Origin of the sequence: Sulfitobacter sp. M22 (genome assembly GCF_021736025.1) — a bacterium.
In the GTDB taxonomy this organism is placed as follows: domain Bacteria; phylum Pseudomonadota; class Alphaproteobacteria; order Rhodobacterales; family Rhodobacteraceae; genus Sulfitobacter; species Sulfitobacter litoralis.
In genome coordinates, this window is the sequence record NZ_WMEC01000001.1 from 2,326,788 (window position 1) to 2,351,500 (window position 24,713).

Consider the following 24,713-nt stretch of genomic DNA (forward strand, 5'->3'; position numbering starts at 1 on the left):
GTCAGGTATGAAAGAACATACATTCCCCTCATGGCCCGGTGTGGCCGATCAATTGGTCGCTGTTGCGGCAGGACGCAGCGCTGCGGATACAATTATCACCGGCGGTATCTGGGTCAATGTGCACACGCGCGAAACCCTGCCGGACCATGATATTGCGATCAAGGCGGGGCGCATTGCCTTTGTCGGGCCGGACGCCAGCCATTGCAAAGGCGATGCGACCAAGGTGATCGAGGCCAAGGGCCGCTATATGATCCCGGGGCTGTGCGACGGGCATATGCACATCGAAAGCGGCATGTTGACACCTGCGGAATTTGCCCGCGCCGTAATCCCCCATGGCACCACGTCAATGTTCACCGACCCGCACGAGATCGCCAATGTGCTGGGGCTGGAAGGCGTCCGCATGATGCATGACGAAGCCTTGATGCAGCCGGTGAATATCTTCACGCAAATGCCATCCTGTGCACCCTCTGCCCCCGGTCTGGAAACCACCGGCTTTGAAATCACGGCAGAGGATGTCGCCGAGGCGATGCACTGGCCCGGTATCATTGGTCTGGGCGAGATGATGAACTTCCCCGGTGTGACCGCCGGCGACCCCAAGATGCTGGCCGAGATCGCCGCAACGCAACGCGCGGGCAAGACCGTGGGCGGGCACTATGCCTCCCCCGATCTGGGGCCCGCCTTTGCTGCCTACGTCGCGGGCGGCCCTGCGGATGATCACGAGGGCACCTGCGAGGCGGACGCCATTGCGCGGATGCGGCAAGGGATGCGGTCGATGATCCGGCTGGGGTCTGCTTGGTACGACGTTGAAACACAGATTACCGCGATCACCGAAAAAGGGCTGGATTCGCGCAATATGATCCTGTGCACCGACGACTGCCATTCCGGCACCTTGGTGAATGACGGTCATATGAACCGCGTGGTGCGCCATGCCATCGACTGCGGCTGCGACCCTTTGGTCGCGCTGCAAATGGCGACGATCAACACCGCGACCCATTTTGGGCTGGAACGCGAGATCGGGTCGCTGACACCCGGACGGCGAGCGGATGTGATCCTAACCTCTGACCTCAAAACGCTCCCCATCGAGACGGTGATCGCACGCGGTCAGATCGTGGCCGAGGATGGCGCGTGTCTGGTAGACTGCCCGCACTACGACTGGCCGCCCCATGCCCGGCAAACCGTCAACATGGGCAAAGACCTTGGCGCCGATGATTTCCAGATCACCGCGCCTGCGGGGGCCAATGCCGTGACTGCCAATGTGATCGGCGTCGTCGAAAACCAAGCCCCGACCCGTGCGCTAAAGTTCGAGCTGCCGGTGACCGAAGGGCGCGTGCAATCCACGGGCGAGGTCTGCCAGATCGCGCTAGTCGAACGGCACCGCGGCACCGGCACCGTCGTCAACGCACTTGTGTCGGGCTTTGGCTATCAAGGGCCGATGGCGATGGCATCCACCGTGGCGCATGACAGTCACCACATGATCGTGGTGGGCACCGACACCTACCATATGGCGATGGCCGCGAACCGTCTGCGTGAAGTCGGCGGCGGGATCACCATCTTCAAGGACGGGGCAGAGCTGGCCATGGTCGAACTGCCAATCGCCGGCCTGATGTCCGACAACCCCGCATCCGATGTCGCCGCCAAGACCGAAGCGATGATGCAGGCGATGCGCGATTGTGGGTGCACTTTGAACAACGCCTATATGCAGCATTCCCTTCTGGCACTTGTTGTCATTCCCGAATTGCGCATCTCTGACCTCGGCTTGGTCGATGTGCGCAGTTTTGAATTTATTCCTTTGTTAGAGCCTGTTTCATGACCAAAATCCTGACCCCAGACGCCCGCCCCGCCGAACAATTCACCGATGCTGCTGCCGCCGTTGCCCGGCTGATCGAGCTATACGGCCAAGCGACAGGTTTCCTGAGCGCGCATTTCCAGAAGGCGATGGACAGCGCCGCGCCGGAAACGCGGATCAGGGCCTTCTACCCCGAGATCCGGTTTACCACCTCCAGCTATGCACAGGTGGATTCGCGGCTGTCGTTCGGCCATGTGTCGTCCCCCGGCACCTTCTCGGCCACGATCACGCGGCCAGAATTGTTCAAACATTACCTAACGCAGCAAATCGGGCTGCTGATCGAAAACCACGGCCAGCCCGTGACCATCGCGGTATCCGACACGCCGATCCCCGTGCATTTCGCGGTTAGCAATGACGACAGCGTGACGATCCCGCAGGAAGGTGCCGCGGATTTCACCCTGCGCGATGTGTTTGACGTGCCGGACCTGAGCACAACCAATGACGACATCGTCAACGGCACCTATCTGCCGCTGGACAACGTGCGCCCGCTGGCCCCCTTCACTGCGCAGCGCGTCGATTATTCGCTGGCACGGCTGACGCATTACACCGCGACCGATCCCGAACATTTTCAAAGCCACGTGCTGTTCACCAACTACCAGTTCTACGTCACTGAGTTCGAGGAATACGCCCGCGCCATGCTGCGTGACCCCGATAGCGGCTACACGTCCTTCGTCTCTACCGGTAATGTCGAGATTTCGGACGGCGACGCGCCGCTGCCTGCGTCGGTCAAGACTCCACAGATGCCGACCTACCACCTGAAGCGCGCGAACGGGTCCGGGATCACGCTGGTTAACATCGGCGTCGGCCCGTCCAACGCGAAAACCGCGACCGACCACATCGCCGTACTGCGACCCCATGCGTGGCTGATGGTCGGCCACTGTGCCGGTTTGCGGAACACACAGGCGCTTGGGGATTTCGTGCTGGCGCATGGCTATCTGCGCGAGGACCACGTGCTGGACGACGATCTGCCGGTCTGGGTTCCGATCCCCGCGCTGGCCGAGATCCAGATCGCGCTGGAGGACGCCGTTGAACAGGTCACCCAGCTTGAAGGCTACGAGTTGAAGCGGATCATGCGCACGGGCACTGTCGCCACCATCGACAACCGCAACTGGGAACTGCGCGATCAATCCGGTCCGGTGCAGCGGCTCAGCCAGTCGCGCGCCGTGGCGCTGGATATGGAAAGCGCCACGATTGCGGCCAACGGCTACCGGTTCCGGGTGCCCTACGGCACGCTTCTATGCGTCTCGGACAAACCGTTGCATGGTGAATTGAAACTGCCCGGTATGGCGTCAGATTTCTATAAAACGCAGGTCGCACGGCACTTGATGATCGGTATTCGCGCTATGGAACAGCTGCGCGATATGCCGCTAGAGCGGTTGCACAGCCGAAAATTGCGCTCGTTTGACGAAACTGCCTTTCTCTAAAGGCCGAAATCGGCTGAAAATAGCATGTTTTCGCGGTTTCTTGCGACCTATTCGTTGTGTTCAACCACAACATACCGTTACATTCTGCGCGTGAGGCCCTAATCCGGGCGGACGAAGGAGAAAAACAAGATGGCAACTAAACCAATGACAAAAACCCAGCTCGTCGCGGCTTTGGCTGAGGAAATGGGCGAAGACAAGAAAACAGCAAGCGCGGCACTGGACGCGGTTTGCGCGTTGATCACGAAAGAGGTTTCCGGCGGTGGCGCTGTGACCCTTCCCGGCATTGGCAAAATCTACTGCCGCGAACGTCCCGAGCGTATGGTGCGTAACCCTGCCACCGGCGAACAGTTCAAGAAAGACGCGGACAAGGTTGTTAAGATGACCATCGCGAAAGCGCTGAAAGACAGCGTTAACGAATAAGACTGATTACAGTCTGTTCTGACAAAGGGTCGCCCACGGGCGGCCCTTTGCGTTTGGCGCAGGTCTGTGTTGCGCCGAATGCGCTTGCTCCTGTCGGGCAACTACGGAAGTCTCCGCCCACTGGAAAACCTGAAAGGCCCCCTCATGGATATACGTGCAATTCTCATGGGGCTGGCCTTCGCCGTAATGTGGTCCTCTGCCTTTACGTCGGCGCGGATTATCGTCGCGGATGCGTCCCCCTTGATGGCTTTGTCGGCGCGGTATCTGATCTCTGGCCTGATCGGCGTGGGGGTCGCGCTGGCGCTTGGGCAGACGTGGCGGCTGACGCGCGCGCAATGGCGGGCAACGATCATTTTCGGCGTGCTGCAAAACGCGGTCTATCTGGGGATGAACTTTGTCGCGATGCAGACCGTACAGGCGTCACTGGCGGCGATCATCGCCTCGACCATGCCGCTTCTCGTCGGTCTGGCAACATGGCTGTTTCTGGGGGAAAAGCTCAAGCCGTTGGGCATTGCAGGGCTGATCGCCGGTGTGATCGGGGTGGCCATCATTATGGGGGCACGGATCAGCGGTGGCGTCGATCTGACGGGGCTGCTGCTATGCGGCGTCGGTGTGGTCGCGCTATCTGCGGCGACCCTGCTGGTGCGCGGTGCGACCTCTGGCGGGAACTTCCTGATGGTGGTGGGCTTGCAGATGCTTGTCGGCTGCGTGGCGCTGTCGATTGCGACCTTGCTGTTCGAGACGCCGCACATCAGCCCAAGCTGGCCGCTGGCGCTGGCGTTCCTTTATACCTGTCTGGTGCCGGGGCTGCTGGCGACGGTGGTCTGGTTCTGGCTGGTCAACCGTATCGGAGCCACCCGCGCCGCGACCTTCCATTTCCTCAACCCGTTTTTCGGGGTGGCGATTGCTTGGCTGTTGCTGGGCGAACCGCTGGGGGTTCAGGATATCATCGGCGTCGCCGTGATTGCCTTGGGTATTCTTGCAGTTCAGGTCTCGCGGCAGCGCCGCGCCTGACCTGCAAGCCAAGGGGTTGGGCGACAGGCGGGCGGTCACAGATCGGTGCGCCGCTGCATTACCCCTTTGAAAAACCCGCGCAGGCCCCATTTAATGTATCAAACCGCAAAGGAGCCTCGCATGCCGACCTATGAAAAGACCGACGCCGCCATTAACGCTCTGTCCCCCGAAGAATTCCGTGTCACCCAGCAGGACGGCACCGAACGTCCCGGCACGGGCAAACTGCTCGATAACAAAGAGCCAGGCATCTACGTAGACATCGTCTCTGGCGAGCCGCTGTTCGCGTCCTCGGACAAATACGAATCCGGCTGCGGCTGGCCGAGCTTTACCAAACCCATCGAACCGGCCCATGTCGCCGAATTGCGCGACGCGTCCCTTGGAATAGTGCGCACCGAAGTGCGCAGCGCCCATGGGGACAGCCATCTGGGCCACGTCTTCCCCGACGGTCCCGCGGATCGTGGCGGGCTGCGCTACTGCATCAATTCCGCCTCGTTGCGCTTTATTCATCGTGACGACATGCAAGACGCAGGCTATGGCGATTATATCAACCAAGTGGAGGATGTAGCATGAGCGAACAACGCGCAGTACTGGCCGGAGGATGCTTTTGGGGCATGCAGGACCTGATCCGCAAACGCGAGGGGGTTCTATCGACCCGCGTGGGCTATTCGGGCGGCGATGTACCCAATGCCACCTACCGCGACCACGGCACCCATGCCGAGGCGATCGAGGTGATGTTTAACGACGACGTGATCAGCTATCGTGATCTGCTGGAGCTGTTTTTCCAGATCCACGACCCGACAACGCTGAACCGTCAGGGCAATGACCGCGGGCTGAGCTATCGTTCGGCGATCTACTATGTCGACGAAGACCAGAAAGCCACGGCGCTGGACACGATTGCCGATGTAGAGGCATCGGGCATCTGGCCAGGCAAAGTCGTGACAGAGGTAGAACCCGTCAGCGATTTCTGGGAAGCAGAGCCCGAGCATCAAGATTATCTGGAGCGTATTCCAAACGGTTATACCTGCCACTTCCCGCGCCCCGATTGGGTCCTGCCCAAACACGCGGCAGCAGAATAAACGCAAAACGGCGCAGCCCCTCGGGTTTGCGCCGTTTTCTTTTGTGCAGCGTCAGGCCGATGCGACCCTTGGCCTGCCTGTCGCCTCGACCGTCAGCAGCGCTTCGATAAAGACCTTGCGGCTTTCGACCTCTGCGTGGCGGATGTCGCGTTGCACGTCGATCTGCACATCGACCACCCCCGCCGCCCGCGCCGCCGCCTCTGCCTTGTCGCGCAAGGTTGCCTCAAGCGTGCCCAGCGCGTCAGTCTGATCGGTGAAATCCAGTGGCCCGTCGGCCAGATACACCCTGAACCGCCCCTCTGCGGGCGATGTCACCGTGCCGCTTTCGCGCATGGTCACCCGCCCCACCACCGCACCGATGGCATTGGCCACTGCGGCGTGTTCGGGCAGGATCATTCGCGTACCCAGCCGTTCCCCCACCGCCGGATAATAGGCCGCGGCAGAGGCCCCCAGCCCGATTACCGGCACGTTCAACGCCGCCTCGATCCGCACAAGCCCCGCGTGACCGCGCAACCCGCGCTGCAACAGCTCATGGCGTGCCAGCGTTTCGGGTTCTGCATCAAAGGCAGGGTCTTCTTCGGCAAGCGCCGCCTCTAGCAACGCCAGGCTGGTCTGTTCGGTCAATTGGTCCACGATCATCTGCGCCATAACGGCAGGATCAGGTGCCAACATCTGCCCCGCCCCTGTACGCCGCCGCCCGAACAGCCGCAGCGCCTTTTGTGCGGCCTTTGCGTCCCACGCATCCACGCGGCCCAGCGCATGGCTCGCATCCGAAGGGGTGACGCCAGCAAGCTGGACCAGCCCGCGTTCGACCAGCCGTTGAAGAGCACCGGTTTCGATCCGCGCGCGCACGATATCCGCCATCGGGTGCAGCCCGTCACCGATACGGTCCAGCAGCGTTTGTTCACGCGCCGAGATGCCTTCGCGCGGTTGACCTGCCACGGCACTCACAAAGCGCCCGTCATATTCGCCGGGGGTGGTGCTGCGCAGCTGCGCATCAAGCGCGGTATGGACGACCTCGGGTGCCTCCGCCGCGATGAGCGCAATGGGCAAGATACGCTTGGGCCCCAGCGTCACGCCGCCCTGCAAGCCTTCGGTCAGGAAATGCACCTCGCTGTCGCCCCCCAGACCGGTGGTACGCATGGCAACGGCCTCTACCATCGTGCGGTAGCTGCCGACGCGAGCCCCTGCGGGGTCGATCGCGGGCCGGCCATCGCGTAACAGGGCTACATCCGTGGTGGTGCCGCCAATATCACTGACCAACGCATGTGCCGCGCCGGTCATCCACCGCGCGCCGACAATCGAGGCCGCAGGCCCGCTGAGGATCGTTTCAATCGGTCGCGCACGCGCTTGTGCCGCAGAGATCAGCGCCCCATCGCCGCGCACAACCATCAACGGGGCCGTCACACCGATGTCAGTCAGCACATCCTCGGCGCGGCCAATCAACCTGTCTATCATCCCGATGAGCCGCGCATTCAGCACCGCCGTTAGCGCCCGTTTCGGCCCGTTGAGCTTGGCCGACAGTTGATGCGAGGCCGACACAGGCCGGCCCGTCACCTGCGCCACCAACGCAGCAACCCGCTGTTCGTGAATAGGGTTGCGCGTGGCAAACTGGCTGGCGACCGCGAACCCGCTGACCTGCGATTTTTGCGCGGTCAGAAACGCGACCAGCGCGTCTTCATCCAGCGGGGAAAGCTCTGCGCCTGCGTGGTCATGTCCGCCGCCCAAGATCAGATAGGGGTCACCGTTCAGCGCCTCTGCCAGTCCGTGCGCCTGAAGGTCACGTTCTTTGAAACCGACATAGATCAGCGCCACGCGCCCGCCCTGCCCTTCGACCAATGCATTAGTTGCCAGCGTGGTGGACAGCGACGCCATCGCCACCTGACCCGCTGAAACATCAGCAGCCTCCAACACGTGGCGCACGGCTTGCCCCACACCGATGGCCAGATCGCCGCGGGTGGTCAGCGCCTTGGCCGAAGCGATCACCGTGGTTTCATCCCGGATCAGTACCGCATCCGTATAGGTGCCGCCCGTATCCACCCCAAGCAAAAGCGCCATTCAATTATCCTTGCACCGTTTTCCTAGGGTTTACCTGTTCCCGCGCAGCGGTCCAGCCCTGTCTAGCCGTGGTTTTCGCCAAGACGCGCCACAGCCCATTGTGCAGCATCAACAACTGTGGCGTCAGGATCGTCCAGCAGACCCTGTGCCACAGGGACCAGCCGCGCCTGACCGGAGTTGCCGATGGCGTAAAGCACGTTGCGCATGAACCGGTTGCGCCCGATCCGCTTGATCGGCGACCCACTGAACCGCAGCCGGAACGCGGCATCATCCAGCGTCGCCAGCTCTGCCAGATCAGGGGCACCGACACCGCCGTGATAGCGCAGATCGCTCGCCGCGACGGCGAACTTGTTCCACGGGCAGGCGGCAAGGCAATCGTCACAGCCGTAAATGCGGTTGCCCATCTTGCTGCGTAGCTCAAGGTCGACCGGCCCGTTGTGCTCAATCGTTAGATAGGAAATGCAGCGCCGCGCATCCAGTTGATAGGGCGCGGGGAACGCATTGGTGGGGCACGCCGTGAGGCATGACCGGCACGACCCGCAGTGATCCACCTCTGCCGTGTCGGGGGTGAAATCCAATGTGGTGAAGATCGCGCCAAGAAAGGCCCAGTTCCCCCAGTCGCGGCTAAGCAGATTCGTGTGCTTGCCTTGCCAGCCCAGCCCCGCTGCCTGCCCCAACGCCTTTTCCGGCACGGGGGCTGTATCGACAAAGACTTTCACCTCGCACGGTTCCTGTGCCACCAGCCAGCGCGCCACCCGCTTGAGCCGTTTCTTTACGATATCGTGGTAGTCGCGCCCCTGCGCATAGACCGACACGCCCGCCTTGTCGGGGTGGTTCAGCACCTCGGTCGGGTCGTATTCGGGGGTGTAGCTTTCGGCCAGCATGATCACCGACCGCGCTTCGGGCCAAAGCGCTGCGGGGTTGCCCCGCCAAGCCATGCGGTCGGCCATCCATGACATCTGCCCGTGGTACCCTGCCTCGACAAAGGCCTGCAGCCGTTCGGGCACCTCGGGCACTGCATCGGGTCGGCAGATACGGCACGAGACAAAGCCCTCGTCCAGCGCCTGCGCCACCAACCGGCCCCGCAGGGCGTCCGTATCAACCGCCGGCGTCACAGACATCCGGCACGGCGTGGATCAGAAATCAAGGTCATTGTAATGCTTCGGCGGTGGGAAGCCCGGCACCTGATCGGCCAGCAACGACCGGAAGGCCGGGCGGGATTTGATCTTGGCGTACCAGTCCTTGACCACGTCCGACCGGTTCCAGTCCACATCCGAAATATAATCAAGCGAGGACAGATGTGCCGCCGCTGCAAAATCGGCCAGCGTCATCACGTCACCCGCCAGCCAGCGCCGGTGGTCCAGCAGCCACGCCATATAATCGATGTGGTATTTGATCGCCTTGGCCCCGTCCTTGACGTTGCGGCTGTCAGGAAACCCCTGCTTCATCACCTTTTTATTCACCCGTTCGTACAGCAGCTTTGAGGTGACTTCGTCGTGGAACTTGTCATCGAACCAGCTGACCAGACGGCGGACTTCGAGCCGCTGAATCGGATCACTGGGCATCAGCGACGGTTCGGGGCGGGTTTCTTCGATGTATTCACAGATCGCAGCGCTTTCGGACATGATGATACCATCAAGTTGTAAGACGGGCACCTTGCCCGCCGGATTGCGACGCATGAAATCTGGGTCTTGCTCCCAATACCGCTCTTCGACGCGTTCGACCTCGATCTTCTTCTCGGCGAGGCTCAGCCGGACTTTGCGGCAGAACGGCGACAGCGGGACGTGAAACAGGCGGGCCATAAAGGGGTTCCGGTACTAACAAACAAGGGTTTCATCCTCATGCCCGTCTTGGTTGGGTTTTTCAACTCTCGAAACAGGCTGCCCGCCCGTCCTTGCTGATTGTCGCCGCACCATCACGGATTTGGGCACTGCGCTTGCGCACCGACGCCGACGGGCGTGTAGCAGAGCGGGTTTTGGGCGAGGGCAGGATCGCGGCCAGCCGTGCGGCTTGTGTCGCCGTCAGCTTGGCGGGTATCACCCCGAAATAATGCTGCGCTGCTGCATCGATACCAAAGATGCCTTCGTCAAACTCGGCGACGTTCAGATAGACCTCGATGATCCGTCGTTTGGTCCAGACGGTTTCGACCAGCGGTGTGATGCCGGCCTCAAGCGCTTTGCGCAGCCAGGTGCGCCCGTGCCACAGATAGACATTCTTGACCGTCTGCTGCGAGAGGGTAGAAGCGCCACGGTTCGACCCTTCTGCAATAGCGCGCTTGATCGCAGCCAGATCAAAGCCCCAATGATTGCAGAAATTCGCGTCTTCTGCCGCCACCACAGACCGTGCCATGACAGGGGCAACTTCTTCCAGGGCGACCCATTGCTGATCGACGCCCCCCAACCTGCGGCCTTCGCTAAACATATAGGGCGTGGTTGGCGGGTTGAGCACCGCAAACAGCAGCACCATTGCGACCAACAGGCCAAGCACGGTTAGCACCAGCTTGAACGTGCCCCTGACGACGCGCCGCTTCAACGACCGCAGCTGCGCCGCGGGTGACGGCGGCTTGGCCTTGGTCTTGCTTTTGGATTTCGAAGATGCGCGTTTTGCCATAGTCATCAGCTATATCGCGCAACGCGCTTATTGTGAACGGGCACTGCGGGCGGAAATTCCTTTTGCCAGATAGGCTCCGATCAACGCCGATGCCTTGGGCGACGGGTGGGTGTTGTCGCTGGCAAAAAGGCTGGGATCGTTGCGGTCGATCACCATTTCGGAATCAAGAAACGTCACCCCCGGCGTCTGTGCAGCAAACCGCGCGATGCGGCGCTCCAGCAGCACCAGATCATCGCGGCAGCCTTCGAATGACCCTTTGCCGTTTCCAGCATAATATCCCATCCACATTACCTGCGCACCGCTGCTGCGCAAACGCGACAGAAAGGCCGGAACCTCTCCGCTGGCCGCATCCGCACCGATCAGCGTGTCGACCACCGGCGTGCAAGCCCCGCATTTGCAATCGTTGAACCCCAGATCATTGGCCCCGCCGTTCACCACAATCCAGTTCCAGCGCCCGCCGGGGTATTGGTCCTGAATGTCGAACCCCACAGCAGACAAAAGCGTGCTGTCATTGCTGAACTGCGCCCCCGGGACGGCCTTGCTGATCACATTACGGCCAAGGGCTATCGCCATCGCATCGGGGATCGCCTGATCGCTTGATCCGTTCCACGCCATCACGGAATCGCCAATCACCAGAATATCACCGCCGCCCTTGGGCGCGGCATCGGTACAGGCCGCAAGCGCGAGCCCCACCAGCAAAAGCGCCATCAGCCGGACGCGAGAGGAAACTGTTTTGATCATCCCGTAACTATAGGCCGCTTGGAGCCCCGGTAAAGCGTGGGCGATGTACAAAAGAAATCGGGCGCGAGGTTTCCCCCGCGCCCGATCTATCCGTTTTGCTTACTCCGCCGGTATTGCGTGCTCTTCGACGCTCAGCGGGGCGGGCAGATGGACCAACATCTCTTTGGGGCAAATCTGGACAAAGTTATCCTTTTCGATGTCCCAATGCTGCAGGATGTCTTCGGCCTTGCGGCTGCTGGTTTCCTGCAAGTGCCGCTCGATCAGACCCTTCAGCTGGTTTTCCCAATGCTCTACCGTGACCGGGCAGGTCACCAGTGTTTCACGGTTCAGCATTTTTTCGACCTTGCCATCAGGGTTGTACAGATAGGCCATACCGCCCGTCATCCCCGCGCCAAAGTTTGCGCCAATCTCGCCCAAGATCACGGCCACACCGCCGGTCATGTATTCGCACCCGTTGCTGCCGCAGCCTTCGATCACGACATGCGCGCCCGAGTTCCGCACACCGAAACGTTCACCGGCACGGCCTGCTGCAAACAAAAAGCCCTTGGTCGCGCCATAAAGCACGGTGTTGCCAATGATCGTGTTGTCAGAGGCGACGATGGTGCTTGCCATCGACGGACGCACGACGATGGTACCGCCCGACAGGCCCTTGCCGACATAGTCATTCGCATCACCCGACACTTCAAGCTTGAGCCCCGGTGCCGCGAAGGCCCCCAGCGACTGCCCCGCCGAACCGGTCAGCTTGACCGTCAGGTGATCGGGCTGCAGCTGGTTGTTCATGCCGAAGTTGCGGATGATGTGGCTCGAGACGCGGGTGCCCACGGTACGGTGCGTGTTCTGCACCGCATAGCTCAGCTGCATCTTCTCACCATCCTCAAGGAAGCGCGCGGCGTCGCGCACGATTTCAGAGTCCAGCGTGTCCAGCACAGCGTTGCGTGGCTTGTTGCGGTCATAGACAATCTCTGCCGCGCCATCGACGGTGATCAGCAGCGGGTTGAGATCCAGATCGTCGAGGTGCGCAGACCCACGGCTGACCTGTGCCAGCAAATCGGCACGGCCAATTACGTCATCCAGACTACGCGCCCCGATTGACGCCAGCAATTCGCGGACTTCGGTGGCGTAGAATGTGATGAGGTTCACGACCTTATCGGCGTTACCGGTGAACTTGCCACGCAACGCTTCATCTTGAGTACAGACGCCAACGGGACAGGTGTTCGACTGGCACTGACGCACCATGATACAGCCCATCGCGATCAGTGCGGCGGTGCCGATGCCGTATTCCTCGGCCCCCATCATCGCGGCCATCACGATGTCACGCCCTGTGCGCAAGCCGCCGTCGGTCCGCAGGGTCACGCGGTCACGCAGGTTGTTCATCGCCAGAACCTGATGCGCTTCGGTCAGGCCCATCTCCCACGGCAGACCCGCATATTTGATCGAGGTTGCAGGCGATGCGCCCGTGCCGCCATTGTGGCCCGAGATCAGGATGATATCTGCCTTGGCCTTTGCCACACCGGCCGCAATCGTGCCAACGCCCGAAGACGCCACCAGCTTCACGGTCACCTTACAGCGCGGGTTGATCTGCTTGAGGTCATAGATCAGCTGCGCAAGGTCTTCGATGGAATAGATATCGTGGTGCGGCGGAGGCGAGATCAGGGTCACCCCCTTGGTCGAATGGCGCAGACGGGCGATCAGGTCGGTGACCTTCATGCCCGGAAGCTGACCACCCTCGCCGGGCTTGGCCCCTTGAGCGACCTTGATTTCAAGCTCTTCACACTGGTTCAGGTATTCGGCAGTCACACCGAAACGGCCCGACGCCACCTGCTTGATCTTGGCCGAGGGGTTGTCGCCGTTCGCCTCGGGCACGAAGTGCGCCGGATCTTCGCCACCCTCGCCAGAATCGGACTTGGCCCCGATGCGGTTCATCGCGACGTTCAGGGTCTTATGTGCCTCGGGCGACAGCGCGCCAAGGGACATGCCCGGCGTCACGAAACGCTTGCGGATAGAGGTGATGGATTCGACCTCTTCGATAGGCACTGGGGCCCCCAGCGGCTTGATGTCCAGCAGGTCGCGCAGATGGATCGGCGGATTGCTTTGCATCTTGGCGCTATACTGCTTCCACATCTGGTAGGACGCTTTGTTGCAGGCCATTTGCAGCATGTGCATCGACGATGCTTCCCATGCGTGGGTCTCGCCGGATTTGCGCGCCTTGTAGAAGCCGCCGATGGGCATGACGACGCCATCACCCTGCCAACCACGGTCGTGGACCGCTTCGGCCTTGCGTTGGATACCGGTCACACCGATCCCGCTGATACGGCTGGTCATGCCGGGGAAGTATTCCGCGCACATCGCGCGGCTCAGCCCTACGGCTTCGAAGTTCAAGCCGCCACGGTAGGAGGACATGACGCTGATGCCCATCTTCGCCATGATTTTCAGCAGGCCCTGATCAATCGCCTCGCGGTAGCGGGCCATCGCGGTCGTCAGGTTCATGTCCAGCAGACCACGCCCGATACGATCCGCCAGTGAATCTTCGGCAAGGTAGGCGTTCACCACGGTGGCACCACAGCCGATCAGCACGGCAAAGTAATGCGGGTCCACACATTCGGCCGAGCGCACGTTGAGCGAGGTAAATGTCCGCAGGCCCTTGCGGGTCAGCTGGCTGTGCACGGCAGATGTCGCAAGGATCATCGGCATCGCCACGCGGGTCGCATCGCTGAACTGGTCGGTCAGCACGATGTGACCAGCACCGGAGCGCACGGCGTCTTCGGCCTCGTCCCGGATCCGGCGCAGGTTTTCGCTCAGGTTGTTGCCGCCTGGCTCGAAGGTACAGTCGATGGTGACAGAGTTCGCGTTGAATTCGGTCATCAACTGATCAAACTGCGCGTTCGCAAGAAACGGGCTGTCGAGCACAAGAATTTCTGTCTGCGCGCTGGATTCGTCCAGAACGTTTTTGAGGTTCCCGAACCGCGTTTTCAGGCTCATGACGCGGAATTCGCGCAAGCTATCGATGGGCGGGTTAGTCACTTGGCTAAAGTTCTGGCGGAAGAAGTGGCTGAGCGGGCGGTACTGGTTCGACAGAACTGCCGACGGCGTGTCGTCGCCCATAGAAGCCAAGGGTTCTTTCGCATCTTCGGCCATCGGGGCGAGGATTTGTTCAAGGTCTTCGATGGTGTAGCCTGCTGCCACCTGACGGCGGCGCAGTTCGTCGCCCGAAAACAGCGCCTTTTCCTCGACATCGCCAAGCGCTTTGTCCAGCTCGTTGATCTTGCCGACCCATTCACCAAAGGGGCGCGACGCGGCGAGCTTGTCCTTGATTTCGGTATCGCCGAACATTTTGCCTTCTTCGATATCGACCGCCAGCAGCTGACCGGGGCCAAGCGCGCCTTTGCGTACGACATTCGCCTCGTCCTGCGGCACCATGCCCGCTTCGGAGCCGGCGATCAGCATGCCGTCAGCGGTGACGACGAAACGCATCGGGCGCAGACCGTTGCGGTCTAGGCCGGCGCAAACCCAGCGGCCATCGGTCATGGCCAGCGCTGCGGGTCCATCCCAAGGCTCCATCACCGAGTTGCAATAGGAATACATGTCGCGCCATGCCTGCGGCAGCTCGACCGCCTGCTTGGACCAGCTTTCAGGCACCAGCATGGTTTTCGCCATCGGGGCTGAACGACCCGCGCGCACCAGCACCTCGAACACCGCATCCAGCGCGGCAGAGTCGGACGACCCGGCAGCAACGATCGGTTTGATGTCTTCGGCCATTTCGCCAAACGTGCCCGACGCCATGCGGATCTCGTGGCTTTTCATCCAATTGATGTTGCCCTTGAGCGTGTTGATCTCGCCGTTATGGGCCAGCATGCGGAAAGGCTGCGCCAACCACCATTGTGGGAAGGTGTTGGTGGAATAACGCTGGTGATAGATCGCAAAGGCGGACTCAAAGCGTTCGTCCATCAGGTCGGGGTAGAAGTTGGCAACATCCTGCGCCAGCATCATGCCCTTGTAGATGATCGACCGGCAGGACATCGACGCGATGTAGAGGGTCGGCACCTGAGCGGCCAGCGCGGCTTTCTCGATGCGACGACGGATGACATAAAGCTCGCGCTCGAATGTTTCCTCGTCCACGCCCTTGGCGTTCGAAATCAGGATCTGTTCGATCTCGGGGCGGGTCGCATTGGCCTTGTCGCCCAAGACCGACGTATCCACAGGCACGTGGCGCCAGCCGTAGATATAGTAGCCCATGCGCAGCACTTCGGTTTCAACGATGGTCCGGCAGGTTTCCTGCGCGGCAAAGTTGGTGCGCGGCAAAAAGACCTGACCGACGGCGATCAATTCGCCTTCGCGGGGGCTGTGACCCGTGCGGCGCACCTGATCATAGAAAAAGTTGACGGGGATCTGCACGTGAATGCCTGCGCCGTCGCCGGTTTTACCGTCCGCATCAACGGCCCCGCGGTGCCAGATCGCCTTGAGCGCCTTGATGCCGTTTTCAACAACCGCACGGCTGCTGGAGCCATCGATGTTCACGACAAGGCCGACACCGCAGGATGAATGCTCTTCTTCTTCGGAATACAGACCGTTTTCTGCCATGAAAGCGCGTTTTGCTTCTTCGCGTGCTACCCAGGCGTCATCATACTTGGTCATTTGGAATCTCCTAAATCGGGCGCGCCTGAGGCGCGAAATATCAACTGAAAGGGGCGTTTATTCGGCGGCGATGGCCACGCTGGCCCCCATCTTTTCAAGAATCGCCTGCGCACAATCGCGCCCGTCCTTGATGGCCCAGACCACCAGTGACGCGCCGCGCACGATGTCACCCACGGCATAGACACCATCCAGATCGGTCGCGCCGGTGATATAGTCGGCCTTGATCGTGCCCCAGCGGTTCACCGGCAGCTCTGGCGTGTTCCACAGTTTGGGCAGGTCTTCGGGTTCAAAGCCAAGCGCCATGATCACCAGATCGGCCTCTTCGACGTAATCAGCACCCTCGATCACCTCGGGGGCCTGACGGCCAGAGACATCGGGCGCGCCAAGACGCATCTTTTGCACCATCACACCGGTGACCGGATCGCCGACGAACCCTTTGGGCGCGGATAGCCATTCGAATACCACGCCTTCTTCTTCGGCGTTTTGCACTTCGCGTTGCGAACCGGGCATGTTGGCGCGGTCACGGCGGTACAGACATTTCACCGACGTGGCCCCCTGACGGATCGAGGTCCGCACACAGTCCATCGCGGTATCACCGCCGCCAATGACGACAACCTTTTTGCCCTGCGCGTTAAACCGACCGGAGTCGAATTCCTCGACCGCGTCACCAAAGCTTTTGCGGTTGCTAATGGTCAGGAAATCAATCGCGCGTTCCAGACCCACACCGCCAACGCCGGGGGCCTGAATGTCACGGGTTTTATAAACGCCCGTCGCGATGATCACGGCGTCATGCTTGGCGCGGATATCGGCAAAGCTAATGTCGACACCCACATCGCAGTTCAGTTCAAAGTTAACGCCACCTTCGGCCAGCTGGTCGTTGCGGCGCATGACCACATCTTTTTCCAGCTTGAAACCGGGGATGCCGTAAGTCAGCAAACCACCCGCACGGTCATAGCGGTCATAGATCGTAACCTGCACACCCGCGCGGCGCAGCACGTCCGCAGCGGCCAGACCGCCAGGCCCTGCGCCGATGATACCGACGGATTCGGCACGTTCGGTCTTGGGTTTGATCGCCTGTACCCAGCCATTTTCCCACGCGGTATCGGTGATATATTTCTCAACCGAGCCGATGGTCACAGTGCCGTGGCCGGATTGTTCGATCACACAGTTGCCTTCGCACAGACGGTCCTGCGGGCAGATGCGGCCGCAGATTTCAGGGAAGGTGTTGGTGGCCTGGCTGATCTCGTAGGCTTCCTTCAGACGCCCTTCGGCGGTCAGGCGCAGCCAGTCGGGGATGTTATTGTGCAGCGGGCAATGGGTCTGGCAATAGGGAACGCCACACTGGCTACAGCGGCTGGATTGCTCCTGCGCTTTCTCATCCGCGTATTCCGCATAAATCTCTTTAAAGTCTTCACGACGAAGATTCGGCATCCGTTTTTCGGGCATATCCCGGGAAACCGTTGTAAACTTGAGCATTGGCTGCTTTGCCATCTTGGATCTCTCCGCATGAAACACGTTGCTGCCCCCTCATACACAGGCTCTTGAAAGATATAAAGGCAGCACTACTGACCTATATACATATTATTTTCATTCGAACGCATTTATTAGGCGAATATAGCGCCGTTTTATGTCCGATTCGGACTTAACAACCCACTTCCCTTCTATCCCCCCAAAGTTGTAGCCCTATGGCACCCAGAACGCTTCAAAGGCCGGCCCCTTCATGACCCTGTTTCAATTACTGCTCGTCGCAATCATTCAGGGGCTGACAGAGTTCTTGCCCGTCTCGTCCTCGGGTCATCTGATTTTGCTGCCCACGCTCACCGGCGGACCCGATCAGGGGCTTGCCATTGATGTGGCGGTGCATGTCGGCACGCTTCTTGCGGTGGTTCTATATTTTCGCACCGAAGTCGCAGAGGCCACGATAGGACTTGGCCGCTTGCTACGCGGCAAGATGGACACCCCCGGCGCGCGGCTTGCGGCGCTTTTGATCATTGCAACGATTCCGGTTCTGGTGGTCGGGCTGGTGATCAAGCTGCTGGGAATCGACGAGATGCTCCGCTCTGTTGCGGTGATCGGCTGGACGATGCTGCTGTTCGGGATTGTACTGTATTGGGCCGACCACACAGGCCGCAGTGACCGCAACACCGAAGACTGGAACATGAGAGGTGCCGTCTGGATGGGGCTGGCGCAGGCTATTGCCCTGATCCCCGGCACCTCGCGGTCGGGCATCACGATCACCGCGGCACGCAAACTGGGCTATGACCGCGCCAGCGCCGCGACGCTGTCGATGCTGATGTCGATCCCCACGATCCTCGCCTCGGGTGCACTTTTGTCACTGGACGTGATCGGAGAGGCCGACGCGCAGCTTGCCCGTGACGCATCCATCGCCGCCGCCTTCGCCTTTGTCGCAGCCCTTGGCGCCTTGGTCTTGATGATGCGCCTGCTGCGGAGCGTGAATTTCACCCCTTATGTGATCTACCGCATTCTACTGGGGGCCGCGTTGCTGGTGTATGCCTACAGCTAAAGAAAAGGCCCCGCCGTTGCCGACAGGGCCTTTCTGTATTCCGAATGCTACTGGCTCAGGTCCGCAAGTTTTTTGCGGATTTCTTGATCTCGTCATACTGACCCGACGGACGGAAACGCCAAAGATACTCGGGCAGCACCGATCCCATAGACGCAGGGGTGATCCCCAGAGCGTCAAAGCCCCGCATGCCCTCGCCTACGACGTTATCATTCGCCAGATTCTTGATCTGATCGCGGGTCAACGTGTTGTTCTTGATCAAACCGAATGTGACCGACTGCAGCACATCCAAGCCAAAGGCGATCATCCGCGCCACGAACGTCGGCAATGCGATGACCATCCGACGGCGGTTCACCACGCCCAGCATACGCTGCATCAGGCCGCGAAAGCTCTCGACCTCGGGTCCGCCCAATTCGTAGATACCCGCTGGGGCCTTGCCCGTCACCGCCAGCTCTGCCGCATGGGCGACGTCATCGACATAAACCGGCTGGAACAATGTGTCCGCACCCACCGCAGGGATTGCAGGGCTGATCCGTGTCATACCGGCAAAACGGTTAAAGAAGTCATCCTCGGGCCCGAACACGATCGAGGGGCGCAGAATAACAGCATCGGGCATGTATTTCAGCACGCCGGCCTCTCCCATCGCCTTGGTCTGGGCATAGTCGCTATCGGCCTCGGCATTCGCACCGATGGCAGAGATCTGAACCAAGCGTTGCACCCCTTCGGCAGCAGACAGGCGCGCAATACGCTCAGCACCGTCAGCCTGAATCGCGTCAAAGGTGTTCTTGCCAGCCTCGGCCAGAATCCCAACGCAGTTCACCACCGCATCAGCGCCCCGCAACGCATCGCGCACAGATGCATCATCGCGGATGTTGCAAAAGACCGGTTCGACCTGCCCAACGGTGCCATAGGTACGCACGAACAACGCTTCGTTCGGGCGGCGCACCGCAACGCGAACACGCCATCCCGCCAATGCCATGCGGCGGACAATATACCGCCCCACAAACCCGGAACCGCCGTAAACCGTGACCAGCTTTGCCATGATGATACCCCTGACCAGAAAATCTAGGCTACAGATACATCCCCCCCCCTTGAGGAACAAGCAGCAATTCCGCCCCAAAGTGCCGCCCAAAGCCGATCTAGCGCAGCAAATCGCGCCCCCTGCTAATTATTTTATCTTCACTTCGTTTTGTTACTAGAATCCAATTGACACCCCCGCCTGACAGCAATAAACGCTCCCTCACAACCCCCCTGTGCCCAGGTGGCGGAATGGTAGACGCGCTAGCTTCAGGTGCTAGTACTGGCAACGGTGTGGAGGTTCGAGTCCTCTCCTGGGCACCAAAATCAACCCCTAAAAATCAATATTATATGGTTTTAAGGGGTTTTGATATTTTTCTTTCCAAAAGTGCCACACAACCTGCCCCACACTATGCGTTCCGCATCCCGTCCAGAATCCACTCGCTGAAGCTGCGAGAACGGAGATCAAAGCGACAGGCAAATCCTCCACACACACTGGCTGCGAAATGCTTCTCTCGACGAGAGCCTGACAAACCCAAGCGGCGTTGTTGCAGGGACCCCCGGTCGGCTGATATTGGGTGCGTTCTGTTCGTTTCAGGATGCTGTAAATGCCGTACAAGTTCAACGCCGATCGGCGTGACAAAATTCCGAAGCAAAGGCATCGAGTAACAAACTGGGCCGAGTATAACGAAGGCTTGCGGCGGCGTGGTGATCTGACGGTCTGGATCAGCGAAGACGCACTTTCCTTGTGGTCGGCGCCGCGCCGTACCACGCGCGGCGGACAGCCGCACTACTCTGACTTGGCGATCGAGATGTGCCTGACGCTGGGTCTAGTTTTCAAGCAGCCTCTGCGTCAAACCCAAGGCTTGATGCGCTCTATTGCGCAGCTGCTGGGGGTTGCGATCGCAGTGCCGGATTTTTCCACCCTGTCGCGCCGTGGCAATGGGCTGACGTTGCGCCCAAAGCCGAAGTCCAAGTGTGACAAACCAGTGCAACTGGTTGTGGACAGTACCGGTCTGAAGATCTTTGGCGAAGGTGACTGGCTCGAGGAGAAGCATAAAACTAGGCGTAAACGGCGCTCTTGGCGCAAGCTCCACCTCGGTCTTGATCTTGTCAGTGGTGAGATTGTCTGCTCTGATCTCACCAAGGACGACGTCGGTGATCCGACGGCGCTGCCAGGTCTTTTGGATCAAATCGACGGCCCGGCTGATCGGTTCCTTGCAGATGGAGCTTATGATGGAAAACCAACATCTGATTTGCTTACTGCCCGGTTTGGATCGCTGATCGAGCTGACGATCCCACCCCCCAAAAACGCATTACTGAGCCTAAATGCAGCCAAAGATCCGACGGTACGTGACCGCCATATCGCCGACGTCGCAGCCCGCGGGCGGATGGCCTGGCAGAAAGCCACTGGCTACAACCAACGCAGCCGGGGCGAAACCCTCATGGGCCGCTGGAAGGTGGTTATTGGGCCAAAGCTAAAGGCGCGTACCTTCGAAAATCAGAAAACAGAAGCCAAGATTGGCGTCCGGGTTCTCAACTGGATGACCGGACTTGGCCACCCAAGCTTTGAACGTACCGCCTGAATTCCGTCTCGGGTAGGGCGCGCTCTGAGTTGCAGTTGATCTATGCAACACGGCCTGCCTCCATCGCACCGGCCTGGCGCAGGGCTTGGCAGGAAGTGATCCCGTTCTTTGCTTTTGATCCCGCCATCCGAAAGATCATCTACACCACCAACGCAATTGAAAGCTTGAACCGTGTAATCCGCAAATCGATTAAGACGCGGGGATCGTTCCCGACCGAAGGCGCAGCCACGAAGCTGATCTACTTGGCGATCCGCAAGTTTGAGAAAGGCGGCCGAAATGTTCGAGAATGGTTTGCGGCCCGCAATCATTTCGCCATAATGTTTGAGGATCGCTTCAATGCGTGACTGTATCTAAAACCCGCATGGGCCAGACCAGATACACAAAGTTCATGACACTCCCGGCCTGAGACGCATACAACATCAATAGATCGATCATCAATCATGTCCGAAATCTTGCCCTGCTCCTCATTGAAGGGGAGAGGGAAGAAGTGAACGCGAGAAGAACTCTTGTTTGCTCCGCCACTCGAAGATCCGGCCTCTCGTAGGGAGGTGCCGACATCGCTAATTGCAGATGGCTCCCAAGTGTTTACTGCCACACCGGTCAGAACAGCTTGATCGACGCCGAACTCGGATGTCTCACTGGGCGCTTCTTCCTGGGCACCTTCGGTAAAGCCGCGAATGGGCGGTGGAACAGGCGACCCTTCGTCAGCAACAGCTGTGCGAAGCTTTTGAATGTCTTGGATGCGGTATTCATTGGAGCGCGGACGACCGAAGATGGCCCAACTTGATGTGATCCTGAGTTGATCGATTGCGGATTCGACCTTCTCGCCATCGTCCAAGGCTTCACGGGTGATGTGAACGGCGTCACTGGCGATGTTGCTGGCAGCTGTATCGAGGAGAGGCTCCCAAACGCTGGTGAAGGGCGTGAACTCAGCATCCCCACGCAAGAGCATATCTAAGTTGTCCTGTAGCTCCCTTTGGAGCTTTGAAACACCATCGATGCCGAGTTGGATGTAGGGTTTGAGGGAAAGGCTTGGCGGTGTGGATCGGGGCCTAATGGCGATCACACCCTCATCTTCGAGCTCGATGTCGAGGCCTTGCTCGATGATCGGCATATCGACATTTGCGCCGCGGGTCTTCCAGCGCCCAATACCGGTCCCCCAGACCAGTTCAGGCGGGGTGCCCTCAGAGGTGTGAATCACAGAGTGGATGTTGAAGAGGTCTTTGTAGACACTGATAGCGCGTCTGGTTGGCTTTTCATGATGTGCCCAGTCAGACCAAGGGCCTTTGAGATAGGTTACAAAATCACGGCGCATTTCGGAACAGTTCGACGCATGCAGGATGACTTTGACCCGATTTTCAATTTCGACTTCGTTTTCAACGATGACCCGAACATCGTCCGGCATCAGGAGTTCCATCTCGATGAGGTCGGATGCTTCTTCGATGGTCACCTCGACTGAAATCGCCGGCTTGATCGATGGCGTTTTGTTGGGGTCGGTAGGTTTCTGATCGAAAAACCCGGAGACGTGGTCTGCCGCCTCAGGCGGCCGTGTTTGACTCAGACGCTTTAAGCGGAGCCAGGCGCCGTCATCACAGTTGAGTTCGATGCCCGGTAGGTCAGCAAAATCTTTCTCGTGGAAGACCCCGAGGCCGCTTTGCATGACCATCTGCACCTGAGCTCGCGCATTCAGAAGCTCGCCGGCAAATCCAAGAAGATCTGAGATGCGTTCACGTTCCTCAGGTGTGGCGGCCTCGCGGTGGGCAAATGTATCGTGGGGCATCTCTGAAATCTGCTTTCGTTCAAAACGGCACTAACGATGACAACAACCGCAGAAGTTTAAGCACGCGCTGACGTGAAAGTGCAACCCGTGGTTCACTTCTCGGTGGGGCTGCTGCCCGACTACGTCAATGAGAGATACCGCAAGTCAACTGAGCGCCAAACTGTGCCAAGACGTGGATCATCAAAAGCGCTGCGACGCAGAATGCGAACGGCCCGCGAACGGCAGGTTTGGGCCGGTTTTGCTTAACGTAGGATTTAGCACTGAGCCGGAGCGGACCCCTTGATCAGGAGAGCTGGCGCACAACCACCCGACCGGTTCGGGGCACTTCGATCTTGAAGTGTTTCGCCTGCGTCACATTCCGGATAAGGGGTGGGCGAAAGCAGACCCAGTTTTCATGTCCGGGGTGACGCACGCTTTCATATCGGATGCCGGCACGCGTGCCTTCATCCCGGACGCGTCGTCCGAAAGCCTGCGCTACAGGGAAACTCGCATCTTCGGGATCATGATATTTCGGATGCGCTCCGAAAATGTCGACATAGTCTCCATCAAGATCAGCTTTATATTGGCGATACGTCTCGGATTTCTGCGTCAAGGCGCTCAGCGCGATCTCCTTGCGCAGCCCATTGGCAACCTCCAGCAGCGCTGTTTTGAGGTGGGTCGAGCCATACCACGCTCCGAGGCTCGCATCAGAAAACCGCAGACCGCCGGGCGATCCGTGCAGAAACGCCGCCATGACGACGCTGGCATTCGGGACGCCATACACCCATTCCGCGCGAGGCAGGCGCGCGAGCCGCGGACTTACGAGGCGGTCGTTTGTCCAGCCTTCCAGCTCCATGACGGCCTCAAGGTCGTCGGATGTGGCGACCGCGCCAAAGGCGGGGATCGGCGGAAACCGTGAGGGAATAAGGCGTGTTGTGCCCGCCGGTGCGGAAGATGTCGCGTAATCTGCGATCTTCATGCAAAGACAAGATCGTCTTCGGTGACCGCCTCAAAGCTGCCCTCCGGCGCCCCAAGCCCCATATTGCCGCCGCGCCAGGCGTCAAGATACCGGCGCACCGACATGAGGCCGTCGTGCCCGCCTTCCAGCATATAGGCCAAAGGCGAAGCGCCGGCGAAGATCGTGCCCTGGTGAGGGCCGTTCAGCCATACTAACGCCTGATTTTCATCTTCAAACAGAATGGTCAGCGCCTTGTAGATACCAAGTACCGCTGAAATCCGTAACAGCGTATCAAGAGGCAGGGTCAGCGGCTGCTGTTCGCGCGCCTTCTTCATCCATTGATGATAGGTGGAGCGGCCCGGATCGCCCAGAATGGCAATACGATCTGCTTCGCTAAGGTCGAACCGATCAGCGATTTCCCGGAAGGCGCGCAAGCCTGGCGCACTTGTCCGATCGCGATCTTCTCGGGTGATGGTACGAAATTGCACGGCGTCGGGGGAAACCGAAGTGTTTGAGAAATTGGCAATCTGCATATCGCGCCTCCTTAATCCACTTACAGACATATAGTCTATATGTGGACAATTCAATGACAAGGAGGTTTTGCATCAGTAATCCCCCCCAAAAAAATTAGCGGTGATGGATTCAGGCGGTCACTACAACACAGTGTAAACCTTTGCATTCAAGGTAAGCGGTGCGCCGATCCCACCTATTTAGCGTAATTCCATGGTAGCAGATCGTTGATCTGGCTTTGTTTGTGGCCTGCGACGATGGCAGTGAACGTATCGGCCAGATAGGCATGCGGATCGACACTGTTCAATTTGCAGGTCTCGATCAAGGAAGCGATGACGCCCCAGTTTGAGGCTCCGGCGTCGTGGCCAGCGAAGAGTGCGTTCTTGCGGTTATGGAGAGGTCTCCATAAACGGAATTGTGCCCCCCAGGTGATTATGTGCAGTTCACGGACCGAAGAACACATTTCCTGTGGCGCTGTTGGAAGATAGCGGCCACGTATATGGGTTCGTTCTGCACATAATTCTGATCTTCTTGAAGGTTC

General features: G+C 59.6%; 19 protein-coding genes, 1 tRNA gene and 2 pseudogenes. 10 read left to right on the plus strand and 12 right to left on the minus strand.

Features of this window, described 5'->3' with window-relative positions; all coding sequences use genetic code 11:
* Window positions 1-7: 7 nt before the first annotated feature.
* The 6 genes from ade (at window position 8) to msrA (ending at window position 5,780) form a co-directional block, all read left to right on the plus strand.
* A complete protein-coding gene (ade, locus tag GLP52_RS11495; protein ID WP_237272688.1) occupies window positions 8-1,810 on the plus strand; it encodes an adenine deaminase in 1,803 nt (600 codons plus the stop codon).
* A complete protein-coding gene (locus GLP52_RS11500) occupies window positions 1,807-3,270 on the plus strand; it encodes an AMP nucleosidase (protein ID WP_237272455.1) in 1,464 nt (487 codons plus the stop codon). Before ade ends, GLP52_RS11500 begins: the two co-directional genes overlap by 4 nt.
* A 129-nt stretch (window positions 3,271-3,399) precedes the next feature.
* Entirely contained in the window at window positions 3,400-3,690 is a 291-nt protein-coding gene (locus GLP52_RS11505; protein ID WP_235183739.1) for an HU family DNA-binding protein, read from the plus strand.
* 144 nt (window positions 3,691-3,834) lie between these two features.
* Window positions 3,835-4,704: a DMT family transporter gene (locus GLP52_RS11510; protein WP_037954066.1), complete on the plus strand. Its 870-nt coding sequence runs from the start codon at window positions 3,835-3,837 to the stop codon at window positions 4,702-4,704.
* 120 nt (window positions 4,705-4,824) lie between these two features.
* A complete protein-coding gene (msrB, locus tag GLP52_RS11515) occupies window positions 4,825-5,274 on the plus strand; it encodes a peptide-methionine (R)-S-oxide reductase MsrB (RefSeq protein WP_237272456.1) in 450 nt (149 codons plus the stop codon).
* Window positions 5,271-5,780, plus strand: a complete 510-nt coding sequence (gene msrA, locus GLP52_RS11520) for a peptide-methionine (S)-S-oxide reductase MsrA (protein ID WP_093731614.1) — start codon at window positions 5,271-5,273, stop codon at window positions 5,778-5,780. Before msrB ends, msrA begins: the two co-directional genes overlap by 4 nt.
* A 51-nt stretch (window positions 5,781-5,831) precedes the next feature.
* Here msrA and GLP52_RS11525 read toward each other — a convergent pair whose 3' ends face one another.
* The 7 genes from GLP52_RS11525 to GLP52_RS11555 form a co-directional block, all read right to left on the minus strand.
* Window positions 5,832-7,838: a hydantoinase/oxoprolinase family protein gene (locus GLP52_RS11525; protein WP_237272457.1), complete on the minus strand. Its 2,007-nt coding sequence runs from the start codon at window positions 7,836-7,838 to the stop codon at window positions 5,832-5,834.
* Window positions 7,839-7,900: 62 nt separating this feature from the next.
* Window positions 7,901-8,959 (minus strand): tRNA epoxyqueuosine(34) reductase QueG, encoded by a 1,059-nt coding sequence (gene queG, locus GLP52_RS11530; protein WP_093731616.1) that lies wholly within the window; start codon window positions 8,957-8,959, stop codon window positions 7,901-7,903.
* A gap of 15 nt (window positions 8,960-8,974) precedes the next feature.
* Entirely contained in the window at window positions 8,975-9,640 is a 666-nt protein-coding gene (fzlA, locus tag GLP52_RS11535) for an FtsZ-binding protein FzlA (RefSeq protein ID WP_093731617.1), read from the minus strand.
* 61 nt (window positions 9,641-9,701) lie between these two features.
* Complete coding sequence (mtgA, locus tag GLP52_RS11540) at window positions 9,702-10,448, minus strand: monofunctional biosynthetic peptidoglycan transglycosylase (RefSeq protein ID WP_093731618.1); 747 nt, start codon at window positions 10,446-10,448, stop codon at window positions 9,702-9,704.
* Between the two features lie 27 nt (window positions 10,449-10,475).
* Window positions 10,476-11,189, minus strand: a complete 714-nt coding sequence (locus tag GLP52_RS11545) for an SGNH/GDSL hydrolase family protein (protein WP_093731619.1) — start codon at window positions 11,187-11,189, stop codon at window positions 10,476-10,478.
* A 99-nt stretch (window positions 11,190-11,288) separates the two neighbouring features.
* Window positions 11,289-15,821 carry a glutamate synthase large subunit gene (gene gltB / locus GLP52_RS11550; RefSeq protein WP_093731620.1) on the minus strand — a complete coding sequence of 1,511 codons (4,533 nt, stop codon included), beginning with the start codon at window positions 15,819-15,821 and terminating at the stop codon, window positions 11,289-11,291.
* A gap of 57 nt (window positions 15,822-15,878) precedes the next feature.
* Window positions 15,879-17,312, minus strand: a complete 1,434-nt coding sequence (locus tag GLP52_RS11555) for an NAD(P)-dependent oxidoreductase (protein WP_237272458.1) — start codon at window positions 17,310-17,312, stop codon at window positions 15,879-15,881.
* Between the two features lie 229 nt (window positions 17,313-17,541).
* Between GLP52_RS11555 and GLP52_RS11560 the strand changes: the two genes are divergently transcribed.
* On the plus strand, window positions 17,542-18,345 hold the full coding sequence (locus GLP52_RS11560) for an undecaprenyl-diphosphate phosphatase (RefSeq protein ID WP_093731622.1): 804 nt from the start codon (window positions 17,542-17,544) through the stop codon (window positions 18,343-18,345).
* Between the two features lie 55 nt (window positions 18,346-18,400).
* Here the strand turns inward: GLP52_RS11560 and GLP52_RS11565 are convergent, their stop codons facing one another.
* Window positions 18,401-19,384, minus strand: coding sequence for a complex I NDUFA9 subunit family protein (locus GLP52_RS11565; RefSeq protein WP_093731623.1), 984 nt, complete (start codon window positions 19,382-19,384; stop codon window positions 18,401-18,403).
* A gap of 213 nt (window positions 19,385-19,597) precedes the next feature.
* On the opposite strand from GLP52_RS11565, the gene GLP52_RS11570 reads away from it, so the two are divergent.
* From GLP52_RS11570 to GLP52_RS11580, 3 genes and pseudogenes are all read left to right on the plus strand, one after another.
* A tRNA-Leu gene (locus GLP52_RS11570) sits at window positions 19,598-19,683 on the plus strand.
* 284 nt (window positions 19,684-19,967) lie between these two features.
* Complete coding sequence (locus GLP52_RS11575; protein WP_237273293.1) at window positions 19,968-20,945, plus strand: IS5 family transposase; 978 nt, start codon at window positions 19,968-19,970, stop codon at window positions 20,943-20,945.
* A gap of 59 nt (window positions 20,946-21,004) precedes the next feature.
* A pseudogene (locus tag GLP52_RS11580) lies at window positions 21,005-21,289 on the plus strand (transposase); the annotation flags it as partial.
* On the opposite strand, the gene GLP52_RS11585 reads toward GLP52_RS11580, so the two are convergent.
* The 4 genes and pseudogenes from GLP52_RS11585 to GLP52_RS11600 all read right to left on the minus strand — a co-directional run.
* On the minus strand, window positions 21,250-22,725 hold the full coding sequence (locus GLP52_RS11585; protein ID WP_237272459.1) for a hypothetical protein: 1,476 nt from the start codon (window positions 22,723-22,725) through the stop codon (window positions 21,250-21,252). The pseudogene GLP52_RS11580 and the gene GLP52_RS11585 overlap by 40 nt on opposite strands.
* A gap of 283 nt (window positions 22,726-23,008) precedes the next feature.
* Entirely contained in the window at window positions 23,009-23,683 is a 675-nt protein-coding gene (locus GLP52_RS11590; RefSeq protein WP_237272460.1) for an RES family NAD+ phosphorylase, read from the minus strand.
* On the minus strand, window positions 23,680-24,195 hold the full coding sequence (locus GLP52_RS11595) for an antitoxin Xre/MbcA/ParS toxin-binding domain-containing protein (RefSeq protein ID WP_237272461.1): 516 nt from the start codon (window positions 24,193-24,195) through the stop codon (window positions 23,680-23,682). The genes GLP52_RS11590 and GLP52_RS11595 overlap by 4 nt, the downstream gene beginning before the upstream one ends.
* 173 nt (window positions 24,196-24,368) lie before the next feature.
* Window positions 24,369-24,575 (minus strand): annotated as a pseudogene (locus GLP52_RS11600) (transposase domain-containing protein); the annotation flags it as partial.
* Window positions 24,576-24,713: the final 138 nt, after the last annotated feature.

Bases quoted from the DNA above. Each gene is read 5' to 3' on its own strand.
- ade (WP_237272688.1), top strand. From the start codon at position 8: ATGAAAGAACATACATTCCCCTCATGGCCCGGTGTGGCCGATCAATTG.
- GLP52_RS11500 (WP_237272455.1), top strand. From the start codon at position 1,807: ATGACCAAAATCCTGACCCCAGACGCCCGCCCCGCCGAACAATTCACC.
- GLP52_RS11505 (WP_235183739.1), top strand. From the start codon at position 3,400: ATGGCAACTAAACCAATGACAAAAACCCAGCTCGTCGCGGCTTTGGCT.
- GLP52_RS11510 (WP_037954066.1), top strand. From the start codon at position 3,835: ATGGATATACGTGCAATTCTCATGGGGCTGGCCTTCGCCGTAATGTGG.
- msrB (WP_237272456.1), top strand. From the start codon at position 4,825: ATGCCGACCTATGAAAAGACCGACGCCGCCATTAACGCTCTGTCCCCC.
- msrA (WP_093731614.1), top strand. From the start codon at position 5,271: ATGAGCGAACAACGCGCAGTACTGGCCGGAGGATGCTTTTGGGGCATG.
- GLP52_RS11525 (WP_237272457.1), bottom strand. From the start codon at position 7,838: ATGGCGCTTTTGCTTGGGGTGGATACGGGCGGCACCTATACGGATGCG.
- queG (WP_093731616.1), bottom strand. From the start codon at position 8,959: ATGTCTGTGACGCCGGCGGTTGATACGGACGCCCTGCGGGGCCGGTTG.
- fzlA (WP_093731617.1), bottom strand. From the start codon at position 9,640: ATGGCCCGCCTGTTTCACGTCCCGCTGTCGCCGTTCTGCCGCAAAGTC.
- mtgA (WP_093731618.1), bottom strand. From the start codon at position 10,448: ATGGCAAAACGCGCATCTTCGAAATCCAAAAGCAAGACCAAGGCCAAG.
- GLP52_RS11545 (WP_093731619.1), bottom strand. From the start codon at position 11,189: ATGATCAAAACAGTTTCCTCTCGCGTCCGGCTGATGGCGCTTTTGCTG.
- gltB (WP_093731620.1), bottom strand. From the start codon at position 15,821: ATGACCAAGTATGATGACGCCTGGGTAGCACGCGAAGAAGCAAAACGC.
- GLP52_RS11555 (WP_237272458.1), bottom strand. From the start codon at position 17,312: ATGGCAAAGCAGCCAATGCTCAAGTTTACAACGGTTTCCCGGGATATG.
- GLP52_RS11560 (WP_093731622.1), top strand. From the start codon at position 17,542: ATGACCCTGTTTCAATTACTGCTCGTCGCAATCATTCAGGGGCTGACA.
- GLP52_RS11565 (WP_093731623.1), bottom strand. From the start codon at position 19,384: ATGGCAAAGCTGGTCACGGTTTACGGCGGTTCCGGGTTTGTGGGGCGG.
- GLP52_RS11575 (WP_237273293.1), top strand. From the start codon at position 19,968: ATGCCGTACAAGTTCAACGCCGATCGGCGTGACAAAATTCCGAAGCAA.
- GLP52_RS11585 (WP_237272459.1), bottom strand. From the start codon at position 22,725: ATGCCCCACGATACATTTGCCCACCGCGAGGCCGCCACACCTGAGGAA.
- GLP52_RS11590 (WP_237272460.1), bottom strand. From the start codon at position 23,683: ATGAAGATCGCAGATTACGCGACATCTTCCGCACCGGCGGGCACAACA.
- GLP52_RS11595 (WP_237272461.1), bottom strand. From the start codon at position 24,195: ATGCAGATTGCCAATTTCTCAAACACTTCGGTTTCCCCCGACGCCGTG.